The sequence below is a fragment of the Kribbella sp. NPDC054772 genome (genome assembly GCF_053611945.1).
In genome coordinates this window covers 21,876-36,615 of record NZ_JBSHBJ010000052.1, presented here as the reverse complement: position 1 = coordinate 36,615, position 14,740 = coordinate 21,876, and the positions used below count along the sequence as shown (strand labels likewise).

13 protein-coding genes are annotated in these 14,740 nt (G+C 69.2%); 10 read left to right on the top strand and 3 right to left on the bottom strand.

The window, feature by feature from the left end:
- Positions 1-460 precede the first annotated feature (460 nt).
- Entirely contained in the window at positions 461-1,081 is a 621-nt protein-coding gene (locus tag ACWGID_RS40085) for a hypothetical protein (protein WP_452204621.1), read from the top strand.
- A gap of 25 nt (positions 1,082-1,106) precedes the next feature.
- Here ACWGID_RS40085 and ACWGID_RS40080 read toward each other — a convergent pair whose 3' ends face one another.
- The gene (locus ACWGID_RS40080; RefSeq protein WP_452204620.1) at positions 1,107-1,556 is read right to left on the bottom strand and encodes a hypothetical protein; all 450 of its coding nucleotides are present in this window, start codon (positions 1,554-1,556) and stop codon (positions 1,107-1,109) included.
- A 231-nt stretch (positions 1,557-1,787) separates the two neighbouring features.
- Here ACWGID_RS40080 and ffh point away from each other — a divergent pair, with 231 nt between their 5' ends.
- From ffh to ACWGID_RS40035, 9 genes are all read left to right on the top strand, one after another.
- On the top strand, positions 1,788-3,347 hold the full coding sequence (gene ffh / locus ACWGID_RS40075) for a signal recognition particle protein (RefSeq protein ID WP_452204619.1): 1,560 nt from the start codon (positions 1,788-1,790) through the stop codon (positions 3,345-3,347).
- Positions 3,348-3,612: 265 nt separating this feature from the next.
- Positions 3,613-5,010 carry a lytic transglycosylase domain-containing protein gene (locus tag ACWGID_RS40070; protein WP_452204618.1) on the top strand — a complete coding sequence of 466 codons (1,398 nt, stop codon included), beginning with the start codon at positions 3,613-3,615 and terminating at the stop codon, positions 5,008-5,010.
- 309 nt (positions 5,011-5,319) lie between these two features.
- Entirely contained in the window at positions 5,320-6,555 is a 1,236-nt protein-coding gene (locus ACWGID_RS40065; protein WP_452204617.1) for a lytic transglycosylase domain-containing protein, read from the top strand.
- A 39-nt stretch (positions 6,556-6,594) separates the two neighbouring features.
- The gene (locus ACWGID_RS40060; protein ID WP_452204616.1) at positions 6,595-7,689 is read left to right on the top strand and encodes an amidohydrolase family protein; all 1,095 of its coding nucleotides are present in this window, start codon (positions 6,595-6,597) and stop codon (positions 7,687-7,689) included.
- 110 nt (positions 7,690-7,799) lie between these two features.
- A complete protein-coding gene (locus ACWGID_RS40055) occupies positions 7,800-9,143 on the top strand; it encodes an N-acetylmuramoyl-L-alanine amidase (RefSeq protein ID WP_452204615.1) in 1,344 nt (447 codons plus the stop codon).
- 62 nt (positions 9,144-9,205) lie between these two features.
- Positions 9,206-10,438, top strand: coding sequence for a histidine kinase (locus ACWGID_RS40050; RefSeq protein WP_452204614.1), 1,233 nt, complete (start codon positions 9,206-9,208; stop codon positions 10,436-10,438).
- Complete coding sequence (locus ACWGID_RS40045; RefSeq protein WP_452204613.1) at positions 10,429-11,067, top strand: response regulator transcription factor; 639 nt, start codon at positions 10,429-10,431, stop codon at positions 11,065-11,067. The genes ACWGID_RS40050 and ACWGID_RS40045 overlap by 10 nt, the downstream gene beginning before the upstream one ends.
- Positions 11,068-11,145: 78 nt before the next feature.
- On the top strand, positions 11,146-11,862 hold the full coding sequence (locus tag ACWGID_RS40040; RefSeq protein WP_452204612.1) for a hypothetical protein: 717 nt from the start codon (positions 11,146-11,148) through the stop codon (positions 11,860-11,862).
- 102 nt (positions 11,863-11,964) lie between these two features.
- Complete coding sequence (locus ACWGID_RS40035; RefSeq protein WP_452204611.1) at positions 11,965-13,074, top strand: S1 family peptidase; 1,110 nt, start codon at positions 11,965-11,967, stop codon at positions 13,072-13,074.
- 49 nt (positions 13,075-13,123) lie between these two features.
- On the opposite strand, the gene ACWGID_RS40030 is transcribed toward ACWGID_RS40035, so the two are convergent.
- Both ACWGID_RS40030 and ACWGID_RS40025 read right to left on the bottom strand, forming a co-directional pair.
- A complete protein-coding gene (locus tag ACWGID_RS40030) occupies positions 13,124-14,476 on the bottom strand; it encodes a flotillin family protein (RefSeq protein WP_452204610.1) in 1,353 nt (450 codons plus the stop codon).
- Positions 14,477-14,497: 21 nt separating this feature from the next.
- The gene (locus tag ACWGID_RS40025) at positions 14,498-14,692 is read right to left on the bottom strand and encodes a hypothetical protein (RefSeq protein ID WP_452204609.1); all 195 of its coding nucleotides are present in this window, start codon (positions 14,690-14,692) and stop codon (positions 14,498-14,500) included.
- Positions 14,693-14,740 lie beyond the last annotated feature (48 nt).

Below are 14,740 nucleotides of genomic sequence, written 5' to 3'. Positions count from 1 at the left end.
ACACAGTCTCACAAACTGGGGGGCCCCCCCCGCGGGGGCGGGGGGGGGGGGGGGGGGGGGGGGGGGGGGTTGTTGGGGGGTGTGGGGGGTTTTGGGGGGGGGGGGGGTCTGCGCGCGGCCCCCCCCGCGAACCGTCACCCAGCGACGGGGTTCGCGCTGTAGCGCCGGCCGCCGGCGCCGAACCACTCAGGAACCTCGCCGCATCCACGTCCTGCCCGGCCCTCTGTGGTGCTGCCGCGTCCAGCGTCGGCCCGCCACCGCCCGCCTCACCCTCACGCGCGTCTCCAGGAATCTCGCGCGTCTCGTTCTCACGCGGTGCGCCGTCAGCTTCGGCGTCGCGACCCGGGTGCGGGCCCCGGCGGCGGATCTCGTCCACCTTCGCGTTGAGTGCCTGTCCGATCTCGCCGGCCACCTCCCGCCCGGCATCAGGCGACCGCCCCGCGAGCGAGTCCCACTGCGGATGCAGCATCGTGCTCACCAGCTCACGCCGTACGGCCTGCCGATCGGCGCCCTCGGGTGGCGCGATCTCCTGCAGCCGATTCTGTACGACGGCCTCTGCCAACTGATCGAAGTGCATCATCGCCGGCCCCTGATGAAGCCGCCCCACCAACTGCTGCCTGTCCACGGACGGGCCCGAGACCTGCTGAATCAGGTCGTTGGTCGCCGCGTACGCACCGGTCTGAAGCGTGTTGTCGAACGCCACGGGCGGGTACCCGGACATCCTGTTGAAGGCATGGAAGTCCGTCGCGGCCCGGACCTCCGCGACACCCTCGTTCAGCCCCTGCGACTGCGTCGTCTCGACGGCATTGGGCTCGCCCGGCGCACGCACCGTCATACCCGCGTGCGTGGCCCGGTCGAGAACCTCTTCCAGGGCGCGCGCCTGCCATTCGGGCTCGGCCGTCGTCTCCTTTGTCAGGCCTTGGCGAAGGATCGGCTCGTGGACACCGATCGCGCCGGTCTGGTGGTCGAAGCCGCCGTGGCCGCTCGTTGCGTACAGCTCGCGGTTCCATCGGTCGACGCTGGTCGGTCGGAGCTCTCGCGCCAGGTCGTACAGCCGAGCGAACTCGCGGTACGCCGGTGAGTTCTCAGGAACCCGCTCGCCGGACTCAGCCATCGGAGGCGGGGAACGGCGTGTCGGTCAGTGGGAACGGTGGGTCCCGGAGCCAGTTCTCCAAGGACTCGAGATCCTTGGTCAGGGCGCGGATCGGATATTGCTCTTTCTCGTCCGCGCGGTCGGCGATCTCCCAGATTCGGCGGCGCGCGTCCTCGAGGATCGCGATCTGTTCTTCGCTGGTGCCCTTCGGCGGGTACACGCTGCTATGGATCCGCTCGGCCTCGCGATACAGCTCGCTGCGCTTCGGTGGGGCGGGCGGGGGGACGGCGAGGTCGTCGACGAGTTGGGTGGTCCAGGTGCGGTCGTGTTCCGAGGCGTCGTCCGGGATCAGACCGCGCAGTTTCTGCTGCTCGGCCGCCAGGTCCGCCGGCTCGGCGCTGCGGTGCACCCGGTCGTACGCCCGGTTGAACGCCACGTTGAAGGCGGGGATGTCGAGGGGCATCGGGAGGGTCTCCTTGGCAGCCTGGTCGAGAGGGTCAGTCCAAGCTAGCGGGATCCCGGCCCGCGCCGCGGCAGTTATCCACAGGTGCTCGCCGCGGAACCCACCGCGGAACCCGCCGCAGAGACCGCCGCCGAGACCGGCACAGTGCCCGCCGCAGAACCCGTCGAAGGACTGGTTGGGGGGCCGGTAGACTCGGGGAGTTCATCGCTTCGAGGAAACGGACTGTTTCTCGTGTTCGACACGCTTTCCGATCGGCTCTCCACCGCGTTCAAGAACCTGCGGGGCAAGGGCAAGCTGACCGACGCCGACATCGACGCGACCACCCGGGAGATCCGGATCGCGTTGCTGGAGGCCGATGTCGCGCTGCCCGTGGTGCGGGAGTTCATCGCGGCGATCAAGGAGCGGGCCGCCGGCGCCGACGTGCGCGGTGGGCTGAACCCGGCGCAGCAGGTCATCAAGATCGTCAACGAGGAACTGGTCAACATCCTCGGTGGCGAGACCCGCGAGCTGCGGATGGCGAAGCGGCCGCCGACGGTGATCATGCTCGCCGGTCTGCAGGGTGCCGGTAAGACCACCCTGGCCGGCAAGCTCGCCAAGTGGCTGAAGGAGACCAAGCACCAGACCCCGATGCTGGTCGCCGCCGACCTCCAGCGGCCGAACGCGGTGACCCAGCTGCAGGTGGTCGGTGAGCGCGCCGGCGTACCGGTGTTCGCGCCCGAGCCGGGCAACGGTGTCGGCGACCCGGTCGAGGTCGCCCGGCAGGCGATGAACGAGGCGCGGACCAAGCAGCAGAGCGTGGTCATCGTCGACACGGCCGGTCGGCTGGGTGTCGACGAGGAGCTGATGAAGCAGGCCGCGGACATCCGCGACGCCGTCAGCCCCGACGAGATCCTGTTCGTCGTCGACGCGATGATCGGTCAGGACGCGGTCACCACGGCCCAGGCCTTCCTGGACGGCGTCGGCTTCGACGGCGTCGTGCTGTCCAAGCTCGACGGTGACGCCCGCGGTGGTGCCGCGCTGTCGATCGCGCAGGTCACCGGCCGCCAGGTGATGTTCGCCAGCAACGGCGAGAAGCTCGAGGACTTCGACGTCTTCCACCCCGACCGGATGGCTTCCCGCATCCTCGGTATGGGCGACGTGATGAGCCTGATCGAGCAGGCCGAGCGCACCTTCGACGCGGAGGAGGCCGCCAAGACCGCGGCCAAGCTGCAGAAGAAGGGCGGCAAGGACTTCACCCTGGACGACTTCCTCGCCCAGATGCAGTCGGTCCGGAAGATGGGCCCGCTGACCAAGATCTTCGGCATGCTGCCCGGCGCGAACCAGTTCAAGGACCAGCTGGAGAACTTCGACGAGCGCGAGATCGACCGGATCGAGGCGGTCATCCACTCGATGACCCCGGCCGAGCGGAACGACCCGAACATCATCAACGGCTCCCGCCGGGCCCGGATCGCGAAGGGTTCGGGGACCGAGGTCTCGACCGTCAGCGGCCTGGTCGAGCGGTTCTTCGAGGCCCGCAAGATGATGGCCGCGATGGCGTCCGGCAAGGGCATCCCGGGGATGCCCGGAATGCCGGGAATGCCCGGGATGGGCGGCGGCGGCCGGAAGGCCAAGCAGCAGCAGAAGAAGGGCAAGAAGCGCGGCTCCGGCAACCCCGCCAAGCGGGCTAACCAGGGCAACCAGCAGCCCGCGGAGCCGCAGCCGGGCCAGCTGCCGGCCGCGTTCGGCGGCGCCCAGGGCGACGGCGACTTCGAGCTGCCGGACGACCTGAAGAAGATGCTCGGCGGCAACTGAGCCGTTCCCGAAAGGGCACGAAAGAACGGTCCCACAACCGGACGGATGACGATTCGTCGACCGTTCGGCCTGGCGTACCCCGTGGTTCGTGTGCTTACGGTGGTGAGGTGTGGGGCAGTGAACACCGGGGACGAGTGCCTGAACAGGACTGTTCGGTACTCGGTCACGGCACACCGGCGCCGGTTGTGGCTGATCTTCCGGCGGTTAAGATCGTCCCTACGCCCGAGTGACACACCATCTGCGGAATGCGTCGAGGACGGTTCGGATGAGGCAGCAGTTCAAGAACCTGGACACGTGGCGGGGGAAGTTGACCGCTACCTGGGTCTGCTTGGCACCGCCCACCGCGATGGTCGCCGTGTTCGTGGTCGGTGGCGTCACCTCGAACACGTTCGTCGTCGACGCGCACGCGCTCGCCGCACCACGCCAGGACGCGGTCTTCGACGACCTGGCCAACAACGTGCCGCCCCAGCCGGGTGTCGACGGCAGCCTGCCGACGCAGGAGAAGTCCACGGTCCAGGTCCCGATCACCGGGACGACGGACGGCACCGTGCAGCCGATCCCCGGCCCGCTCGGGGACACCTCGGGGATCCCGGGGACCGTGCTGGCGGCGTACCAGAAGGCTGCTCGGGATCTCGCGCTCTCGATGCCGGCCTGTCACCTGACCTGGCCGCTGCTCGCCGGGATCGGGAAGGTCGAGTCCGACCACGCCAGCGGCGGCAAGGTGGACGCGAACGGGAACACCCGCGGCAAGATCCTCGGCCCGGTCCTCGACGGCAGCCCCGGGATGGCGGCGATCGCCGACACCGACCAGGGCGTGTACGACGGCAGCACGACCTGGGACCGTGCCGTCGGGCCGATGCAGTTCGTGCCCGGTACCTGGAAGACGTTCGGCGCCGACGGGAACGGTGACGGCGTCAAGGACCCGCACAACGTGTTCGACGCGGCGCGGGCCGCAGGGGACTATCTCTGCTCCGGCGGCGCGAACCTGTCCGACCCGCAGGGGCTCGTGCAGGCGGTGCTGCGCTACAACCACTCGATGGACTACGTCTCGACGGTCCTGCGGTGGATGCAGACGTACAGCAAGGAAACCGTGAGCATCCCGGACAAGCCCGGCCAGATCGACATCCCGGACGACAGCGGTAATGCCGACAACGGCCGGGACGAGACGCGGACCACGACCACCACGCCGGCGACGACCGCGCCGACCACGGTCCCGACCACAGCACCCACGTCGGTGCCTACAACGGTTCCCACGACGCCGCCGCCGCGAACGACCGCCACGACGACCCCGCGGCCGACGAGCGGAACCACCTCCGGATCGACGAAGCCGGGGACGCCGACGAGTTCTGCCTCCGCGACCCCGTCCAAGCCGACGGTGCCGCGTCCGACGGGGGGGACCGGGACGTCGAAGCCGCCCACCACGACACCTCCGAGCACGCCGCCGACGACACCGCCCACGACGCCGACGGATCCGACGACGACCGACCCGACGTGCACGCCGACCCCGACGCCTAAGCCGGGCGAGACCCCGACGCCGACGCCGACTCCGAAGCCGGGCGAGACGCCGAGCCCGACGCCGAGCCCGTGCGACTCGACCGCCCCGGAGGCGAACCCGGCCGACCCTGCGGCCACCAGCCCCGCCGCCTCACAGCCGGCCGGCTGAGCGCCCGGCAAACCGCGAGCAGCCCGCGCAATCCCGGGCGGTCCTGGAGGGCAGCCCTCAGCCCCGTGCGCTCCTCAACGGCCCCGAGCGGTCCGCAGCGTCTTCGAGTGGTACGGATTCGCGTTCGGCTGTGGACGGTCGGTAGGGTGAGGTAGCGACGATCGTTACCCCGGTGCCGGTTGTCCGAGGTGTTTCTGGTGCCCGTAACTTTGCGTCGTCTTGATGTAACTTTCCGGCGCATGGATCGTTGAAGGGGCTATGCGCCTAACCCGTAGTGGTAACCGTCGGGTCAAAATCATCATCGCTTCATTGTGTACAGCCCCGCTCCTGGTCGGGGCCGTCGTCACCGTCGCCGCAGGCGGAACCGGTGCCTCCGGTCAGCTCGCGGCAGGCAGCCCGGTCGCCCCTTCGCCTGGGGCCGGGCTGAACAGTGGTGAGTTCGACGAGTTGACGATGATCGTGCCGCAGCGTCCCGGAGTGGACGGCCGGCTCGGATCCGACAAACCCGCCCGCGCCGACGTCCCCGTGCAGGGGGCCACCGACGGGCGATCGGTCGTCCGTCCAGGGCGGCCGGGAGCTGTGAACGGCATTCCCCGCGGGGTGTTCCCCGCCTACCGCCGCGCCACCGCGAACCTCGCGGTCGTGCGGCCGAATTGTGGGCTGACCTGGCCGCTGCTGGCCGGGATCGGCAAGGTCGAGTCCGACCACGCCAGCGACGGCCGGGTCGACGTCGCCGGCACCACCCGCGGCCGGATCCTCGGCCCGCAGCTGAACGGCCGGCACGGCAACGGCCGGATCACCGACTCCGACAAGGGCAAGTTCGACACCGACCCGACCTGGGACCGGGCGGTCGGCCCGATGCAGATCATCCCGCAGGTCTGGACGGAGTTCGGGTCCGACGGCAACGGCGACGGCTACCGCAACCCGAACAACGTGTACGACGCGGTCACGACGGTCGCCGTCGTGCTCTGCTCCCGGGGTGACGACCTGAAGCGCCCGCGCGACCTGGTCTCGGCGCTGCTCCGCTACCAGCACTCGAAGGACTTCGTCGCCACCGTCCTGAAGTGGATGCGGGTCTACAGCAAGAACGCGGTGCTGGTGCCGAACGCGAAGGGCAGCATCACGACCGCGTCCACGACCGGCAACGCCGACCGCCGGGTGGACCCGCGCCAGGTCCCGGACATCCCGGACGACACGAAGACGCCGACCTCGACGCCGAGCCCGACCACCCCACTCCCGACGACGGTGGATCCGTCCACGCCGTCGGAGACGCAGTGGCACAAGCCGACGCTGCCGACGCCGACGGACACGCCCACGGACTCGCCGACGCACCACCCGACGTCGACCCCGACGAAGACACCCACCAAGACCCCGACCAAGACGCCGACGAAGACTCCGACCAAGACGCCTTCGACGCCGACCCCCACGCCGACCCCGACCGACACGCCCACGGACACCCCGACGAGCACGCCCTCGGGTTCGCCGTGCGCCGGCAACGAGACGACGACCCCGACCTGCACGCCAGGCGGCGGCTCGCACGGATGACCTCGCACGAGTGACACTGCGCCGGATACGGTCGGCAGCATGACCGAATCCGGCGTACTCAAGCTCGTCGGCACGGTGTTGCCGGCCGGTGAGCAACAGGAGATCCACCTCAGCGGTGGGCTGGTCGTCGACCGGCCCACCGCTGCTGATGTGACGACCGTGCACACCGGCGGCTGGATCGTTCCGGGCCTGGTCGATGCGCATTGCCACATCGGCCTCGACCAGCACGGTGCGGTCGACCGCGAGACGCAGGAGCAGCAGGCGATCGTCGACCGGGAGGCCGGTGCGCTGCTGGTCCGCGACGCCGGGTCGGCCGCGGACACCCGCTGGATCGACGACCGTGAGGACCTGCCGAAGATCATCCGGGCCGGTCGGCACATCGCCCGATCGAAGCGCTACATCCGCAACTACGGCTGGGAGATCGAGCCGGAAGAGCTCGTCGGGTACGTCGAACAGGAGGCCCGCCGTGGTGACGGATGGGTCAAGCTCGTCGGCGACTGGATCGACCGCGACGCCGGCGACCTCACACCGTGCTGGCCGGCCGAGGCGCTGAACGCCGCGATCGCCCGAGCCCACGGGCTCGGCGCCCGCGTGACGGCCCACGTCTTCGGCGAGCACGCCCTCCCGGATCTCCTCGCCGCGGGTATCGACTGCATCGAGCATGGCACCGGCCTCGAGCCCGATCTCCTGCAGCACATGGCCGAGCGCGGCGTCGCCGTCGTACCGACGCTGATCCAGTTGGAGAACTTCCCGCAGTACGCCGACCAGGCCGCGGCCAAGTTCCCGCAGTACTCGGCGCACATGCGCGACCTGTACGACCGCCGCCTGGACCGCTTGCGGGACGCCTTCGAGGCCGGTGTACCCGTGTATGCCGGGACCGACGCGGGTGGGGTGCTCGGGCACGGACTGGTCGCGCAGGAGATCCAGGCGCTGACCGAGATCGGGATGTCGGGGGAGCAGGCGCTGGCCGCGGGGTCGTGGGCGGCGCGCGCGTGGCTCGGGGCGCCGAGCGAGCTGCGGCCCGGCGATCCGGCCGACCTGGTCGTGTACGACGAGGACCCGCGCGCCAACCCGGCGGTCCTCACCCACCCGCGACTGATCGCGCTGCGTGGTCGCGTGCTGTTCCATCGGTGACCGGAAGGATTTCACCCAAACCCTGGCCGGAACGGAAGATCTTCCCTTAGCGTGGCTCCCGGGACCGCCGACGCCCCTCGGCGGACCGAAGAGGGAAGGAAATTCCGCCCATGGGGAAGACTGCCCATATTTCCACGATCCTGCTGGCTGCCGGAGCACTCGCCCTGACAGCCCTCCCGAGCAACGCCGCCGAACCACGAGAACCCGCCGGTCAACCGGACCTCTCGTCCGCGTTCACCTCGGCCGCCGCGAAGTACGACGTACCGCGGGAGGTCCTCGTCAGCGTCGGGTTCGCCGAGACCCACCTCGACGGCCACCACGGCGCGCCGAGTCAGGCGAACGGGTACGGCGTCATGCATCTGGCCAGCAACAACGTCAACACAACGATGTCGGAGGCAAGCAAACTGACCGGCCTGCCGGTCGCGAAGCTGTCCAAGGACGACACGTCGAACGTCCTCGGCGCCGCCGCAGTCCTCGACTCGTACGCCGATCAGGCGGGTCTGAAGGATCGCTCCGACCTCGGCAAGTGGTACTCCGTGATCGCGAAGTACTCGCACTCCGCCGACGCCGCGACCGCCCGGCTCTACACCGACGAGGTGTACAAGGTGATCGGCCTCGGTGTCCGCACCGCCGGTGTCTCGACCGACCCGCAGCAGGTCACGCCGGACCGCGGCGCCTACGCGAAGGTCGCGCCGCTCGGCACCCGCAGCAAGACCCAGGCCGTCGACTACCCGGACGCGATCTGGAACCCGGCCAGCACCAGCAACTACCGCGCCGGCCGGACCGCGGCGATCACCACGATCGTCATCCACGTCACGCAGGGCTCCTACGCCGGCACGATCAGCTGGTTCAAGAACGCGTCGGCCCAGGTGAGCGCGCACTACGTCATCCGCTCCAGCGACGGTGAGGTCACGCAGATGGTGGCCGAGAAGGACACCGCCTGGCACGTCCGCACCGAGAACCCGTACACGATCGGCATCGAGCACGAGGGGTACGTCGACCAGCCCTCGTGGTTCACCGACGCGATGTACCGCTCGTCGGCCGCCCTCACCCGCAACATCGCTGATCGCCGGGGCATCCCGAAGGACCGGGCGCACATCAAGGGCCACAGCGAGATGCCGAACAACGACCACACCGACCCGGGCCCGAACTGGGACTGGAACTACTACATGCAGCTGGTGAACGGCGGTGACCCGAACCCGCCGGAGTACAACTTCACCACCTGGGGCAACGGCGTCAACGTCCGCTCGGCGCCGAAGACGTCCGCGTCGGTCGTGACCACGCTGGCCGGTCCGACCCGGGTGTTCGTCGAGTGCCAGGTCCAGGGCGAGACGGTGACCGCCGGTGGCTACACCAACAACTGGTGGGCCAAGCTCCGGGACCAGAAGGGCTACATGACCAACATCTACATCGACGACCCGAACGCGAAGCTGCCGGGCGTTCCTGACTGCTAGAGAACGAAAGGTAGAGCCTGCTGTACCGACCGCGGCGTAGCGGGTGCCGCAGGATAGTGGGCATGTTGACGAAGATCCTGTCCCGGGGTGGCCCGGCCGTGGGGTACCTGGTGATCCGGTACCTGAAGTCGATCACGTTGCTGGCCGCGATTCCGATCAGCCTGCTGTTGGGCTGGGTCATCCCGGGTGCCACCGCCGGTCTGGTGCGGCTGGCAAACAGCGAGCGCAGCAAAGCGGCGAGGTACCTCGGCAGGCCGGCGGCCGAACTGCTGCCGCCGGCACTGCCGCGGCTGCCCGGGGACGTGGTCACGCTGACCCGGGACAAGTCGTTCAAGCGCAGCCTGCGGTGTCTGCTGATGCCGGTGGTGATGATCCCGGAGCTGGTCGTCGCGGTCATCGCAGTGGTCGGTGCACCGGCGGCTATCGTCGGCATGTTGCTGTGGTGGCTTGCCCCTGGCAACTTCAGCCTGATGGGTCTTGACGTCGACAGCTGGCTGGAGGCGCTCACCCTCGGCCCGCTGCAGGTTGGCGCCAGTCTGTGGTTCCTGGGCCGGGTGGCGCCCGCACTGGCTCGTGGTCACGCCAAAGCGGTGCTCCACCTGCTTGAGCCGAGTCAGGACCAGCTGGAGACTGTCCGGCTGGAGCAGCGCGTTGAGGAGCTCACCAAGAGCCGTGCAGGTGCAGTCGACTCTCATGGCGCGGAATTGCGCCGCATCGAGCGGGACCTGCACGACGGGACGCAGGCCCAGCTGGTGTCGCTGGCGATGCGGATCGGTATTGCCAAGCAGACGATGGCGCAGGACCCGGAGAAGGCCGCCAAGCTGCTCGACGACGCCCGTGACGGCGCAGAGCAGGCCATGACCGAGCTGCGTGGCGTACTGCGCACCATGTACCCGCCGATCCTCGCGGACCGCGGTCTGGTCGGAGCGGTGTCCGCACTGGCCGCCCGGTGCCCACTGCCCGTGCAGCTGCGGATCGGTGAGCCGGGCAACGTCCCGGCCGCAGTAGAGGCCGCCGCGTACTTCGTGGTCGCAGAGTCCCTCACCAACGTCACCAAACACAGTGCGGCCGGTCATGTCGACGTACAGCTCGAGCGGAGGGGTTCCGAGCTCTACCTCGCGATCACGGACGACGGAATCGGCGGAGCGCGCGTCAGTGAGCAGTCCGACCTGCTGGGCCGGGGGAGCGGACTGCATGGCATGCTCCATCGTGTGCAGGCGATCGACGGTCAGATGGAGTTGCATAGCCCGATCGGTGGGCCGACCACCGTCGAGGTGATCCTTCCGTGCGGGTGATCATCCTCGAGGACAATCCGATCCTCGCCGAAGGTCTGAGCCTGCTGCTGAACAACTCCGGCTTCGAGGTCGCCGCGGTCGCCACCGACGCGGACGAGTTCTCGAAGGCGATCGCCGAGCACGAGGTGCAGATCGCGGTGGTCGACGTACGGCTGCCGCCCACCTTCACCGACGAGGGCCTGCGCGCCGCGATCGAGGCGCGGCGGGTCCGCCCGGGTCTGCCGGTGCTCGTGTTCTCGCAGTACGTCGAGGAGGTGTACGCCGCCGAACTGCTCGCTGCCGGAAGCGAAGGCGTCGGCTACCTCCTGAAGGACCGGGTCTCCCGCGTCGACGAGTTCCTGGAAGCGGTACGCCGAGTTGCCGCCGGCGGGACCGTACTGGACCCAGAGGTCGTCAGCCAGCTGATGGTCAAGCGCAGTAGCCCGCTCGACCGCCTGACTCCCCGCGAACGCGAAGTACTCGTTTTGATGGCCGAAGGCCTCGGTAACACGGCGATCGGGGAGAAGCTGTTCATCTCCGACGGCGCTGTCCACAAGCACGTCGGCAACGTCTTCCTGAAGCTCGACCTCCCGCCCACAGACTCCGGCCACCGCCGCGTCCTGGCGGTTCTCGCCTACCTGGGGTTGTGACCCGCTGCTCTTGAACCCGGCGGTCGGCTATCTTCACGGCGCCACCTGATCAGGTCGGCACTACGACGTTCAGAGCGGATGGAATTCGTGAAGATGCGGGATGCGGGCATCGGGGTTGGTCGTCGCCACGGGGTTGTTGTCGCGCTGGTCCTGGCGAGTGTGGCCGTCGTCTCTGCCTGCGGTGGATCGAAGCAGGACGCTGCGAGCCCGTCGCCGGTGGTTGTCAGCACACCGGCGCCGTCGCCGCAGCCGTTGACTGCCGCGCGAGCTGCTGCGGCGCTTGCTACCGGTGGCCTGGGTGCCCAGGACGTTCCGGGGATGCGGCCGTTGGGTGCGCCAATCACTCGCCTGGATTCGCCGACCGTTGCCGGCCTGTGCGGGACGGGCGCCGCCGGGCTGCCCAGTGAGAAGCTGCGGATGGCGCGGCGCCAGCTGGTGTGGAGCGCAGGTCCGTCGGAGATCGTGTCCGAGGAGCGGATCGTCTACCAGCAAGGCGGCGTACAGGCTGCGTTGAAGGATCTGCGGACCTCGAGCACGACCTGCCCGGACCGCATCGGTGTGCGGCCGGTGCCGTCGAGCGCGAAGCTCCCGGCCGGCTCGATGGCGATCTCGTCCAAGGGCGGCGGGGCGTCGATGGACTCCTACGCCGTGCCCGTCGGGAACCGGCTGCTGGTCATGCTGTGGTCGAACTGGACCATGTCGTCCGAACCGGACGCCATCCGGACCGCCCTGGCCAAGGCGCGCGCCGTGGTCGTCCAACGCGAACAGCCGACCCTGCAGGCGCTCGCCCGCTGACAGCGGCGGTCATCGCCCCTTGACGGACTGTTTCCGGTACGCCACTCTCAATCACGAGAGCGCTCTCATGCACCGAACCGCCCCTAGGTGAGGAGAGTTCAGATGAAGGTCCTACTGGCCGCCGTACTGGCGGCGGGTGTCCTGACCGTGCCCACACAGGCGTTGGCAGCGGCCGAGCCGCTGGCCGTCGCGGGCCAATCCACCGCGATGCAACGCGACTTCGGACTGACCCAACAGCAGATGCAGAACCGGCTACGGGCCGAGACGTCGGCCGCCAAGCTGCTGCCCGCGGCCCAGAAGGCGGCCGGCGCCACGTTCGGCGGAGCCTGGTACGACGCGAGCACGCAGAAGCTCGTAGTCGGCCTGGTCGGGCAGACCCGCGCGGCCGCTGTCCGAGCGACGGGCGCGCAGGTGACCGGCGTACCTGCGACGTCGAAGGCGCTGGATCAGCGGAAGGCGGCGGTCGACAAGCTGGCCGGCAAGTCCGTACCGGCGGCGGTCAGCGGCTGGGCAGCGGACCCCAAGACGGGCACCGTGGTCGTCAACGTCCAAGCAGGCAAGCGATCCCAGGCCGTCGACACGTTCATCGCGAAGCTCGGCAAGGTCACGGTTCGTGAGGTGGCTGCGCAGGCACCGCGGACCTTCGCGGCCGGCACGGTCGGCGGTGACCCGTACTACGTCAGCAACATCCGCTGCTCGATCGGCTTCTCGGTGTACGGCGGTTACGTCACCGCCGGCCACTGTGGACGCAGCGGCGTTGTCCGAGGGTGGGACGGTTCGGACCAGGGCTCGTTCCAGGGCTGGTCGTTCCCCGGCAACGACTACGCCTGGGTCGCCACCGGCTATGGCTGGTGGACCGTGCCGGTCGTGCTCGGCTGGGGACAGGTGAGTGACCAGTTGGTCCGCGGGTCGTCAGAGGCACCGATCGGTGCATCGGTGTGCCGCAGCGGCTCGACGTCCCACTGGCACTGCGGCACGATCCTGGCCAAGAACGAGACGGTGAATTACGGCAACGGCCAGCTGTTCTATGGCGCGACCAAAACCAACGTCTGCGCCGAGGGCGGCGACTCCGGTGGCTCGTTCATCACGGGTGACCAGGCGCAGGGCGTCACGTCCGGCGGCTGGGGCAACTGCAGCAGCGGCGGCGAGACCTGGTTCCAGCCTGTCAACGAGATCTTGCAGGCGTACCACCTGACTCTGCACACCGCGTAAAAGCACCTGGGGATCCCCTTCATCGGAAGGGGATCCCCAGGCAGAAGCGTCAGGCGGACTCGTCCGCCACTGGCTCCAGCGCAGGCTTGGCGTCGTCCTTCTTGGTGGCCAGCGAGTCGATCAGTTGCTTGGCCAGGGCGAAGCCGGAGCCGCCCATGGTGATCGTCTTCACCAAGGTGTCCTCGATGCCCTGGGCACCGTTCAGGACGACCATGTTGCCGACCTTCTCGAACGAGCTCGCCGCCGCACTGACGATCTGCGGGTAGGCCTCGGCGAGCTGCTGCGCGACGACCGCCTCGGTGTTCGCGGCCAGCGCCTCGGCGCGCGCCTTGATACCGGCGGCCTCGGCCATCGCCTTCGCCTCGACCGCGGAGGCCTCGGCCTTACCGGTCAGCTCGGTCGCCTTCGCCTGCGCCTCACCCCGCAGCTGTACCTCGCGGGCGTTCGCCTCGGCGGCCGCGATCTGCGCGTCCCGGGCGGCCGTGGCCAGCGTGCGCTGCCGGTACGCCTCGGCGTCGGCCGGCTTGAGGACCGTCGACTCCAGCTGCTTTTCGGCCAGCGACGCGTTCAGCTTCGCCGTCTCGGTCTCGGCGACAACGACCTCCTGGCGGGCCAGCGCCTCGGCCAGCGGGCCGGACTGCGACGCCTTCGACTTCGCCTGGTCGACCTCGGCCTGGTACCCGGCCTGCGCGATCGAGCTCTGCCGGACCGCCGCCGCCTTCTGTGCCGACGCGGCCTGCTCGCGCTCGGTCGCCTCACGGTCCCGCTCGGCCTGCGCGATCCGGGCCGCGGCCTCGACCGCGGCGGCCTGCGGACGCCCAAGGTTCTTGATGTAGCCGGACTCGTCGTCGATCTCTTGAATCTGCAAGGAGTCGACGACCAGGCCGAGCTTCTCCATGTCGCCCGCCAGCGAGCCACGGATGTTCGTGGTCAGCGTCTCCCGGTCGTGCAGCATCTCCTCGACCGTGGTGGAACCGACGATCGCCCGCAGGTGACCCGCGAACAGCTCGTGGATGGTGCCCATCACCTGCTCGTCGCTCTGCTCCAGGAACCGCCGGGCCGCGTTCGCGATCGAGCCGTAGTCGTCACCGACCTTGTACGCCGTGACGCCCTTGATGTGCAGCGGGATGCCCTGGCTGGACACACACGTCACGGTCAACGGAGTGGCGCGGATGTCGAGCGGCAACCGGCGTACCGTCTGGAATCCCGGCAGTACGGCGGTCCCGCGGCCGACGACGATCTTGAAGCCGAGGGTCTCGTTGACCTGTTCGGAGCTCGAGTGCGCGCCGAGGCCGGAGATGATCAGTGCCTCGTTCGGCTCCGCCACCCGCCAGACCATCCGGAACAGGATGAGCAGCACGACCACCGCGACCGCGGCGATGATCAGGTACGTCCAGAGCATTTCCCCTCCAAGGGAACGGATTTAGATGGCGCGAGCGACGTACACGGTGCGGGGTGGGTCGTAGTCGACCACGACTACCTGCGTCCCCACCTCGATCACCTCGTCGGTCGCCGGGTAAGCGTAGAAGGCCTCGGTTGCACCCCGGATCGGCAGCATCACCTCGCCGACGATCCCGGGTGCGATCCGGCCGATCACCCGCCCCCGTTTGCCTACCATGTGCCCCTCCGACGTACAGCTGCTGCTCTGGGTTCCGGCAGCTTACAT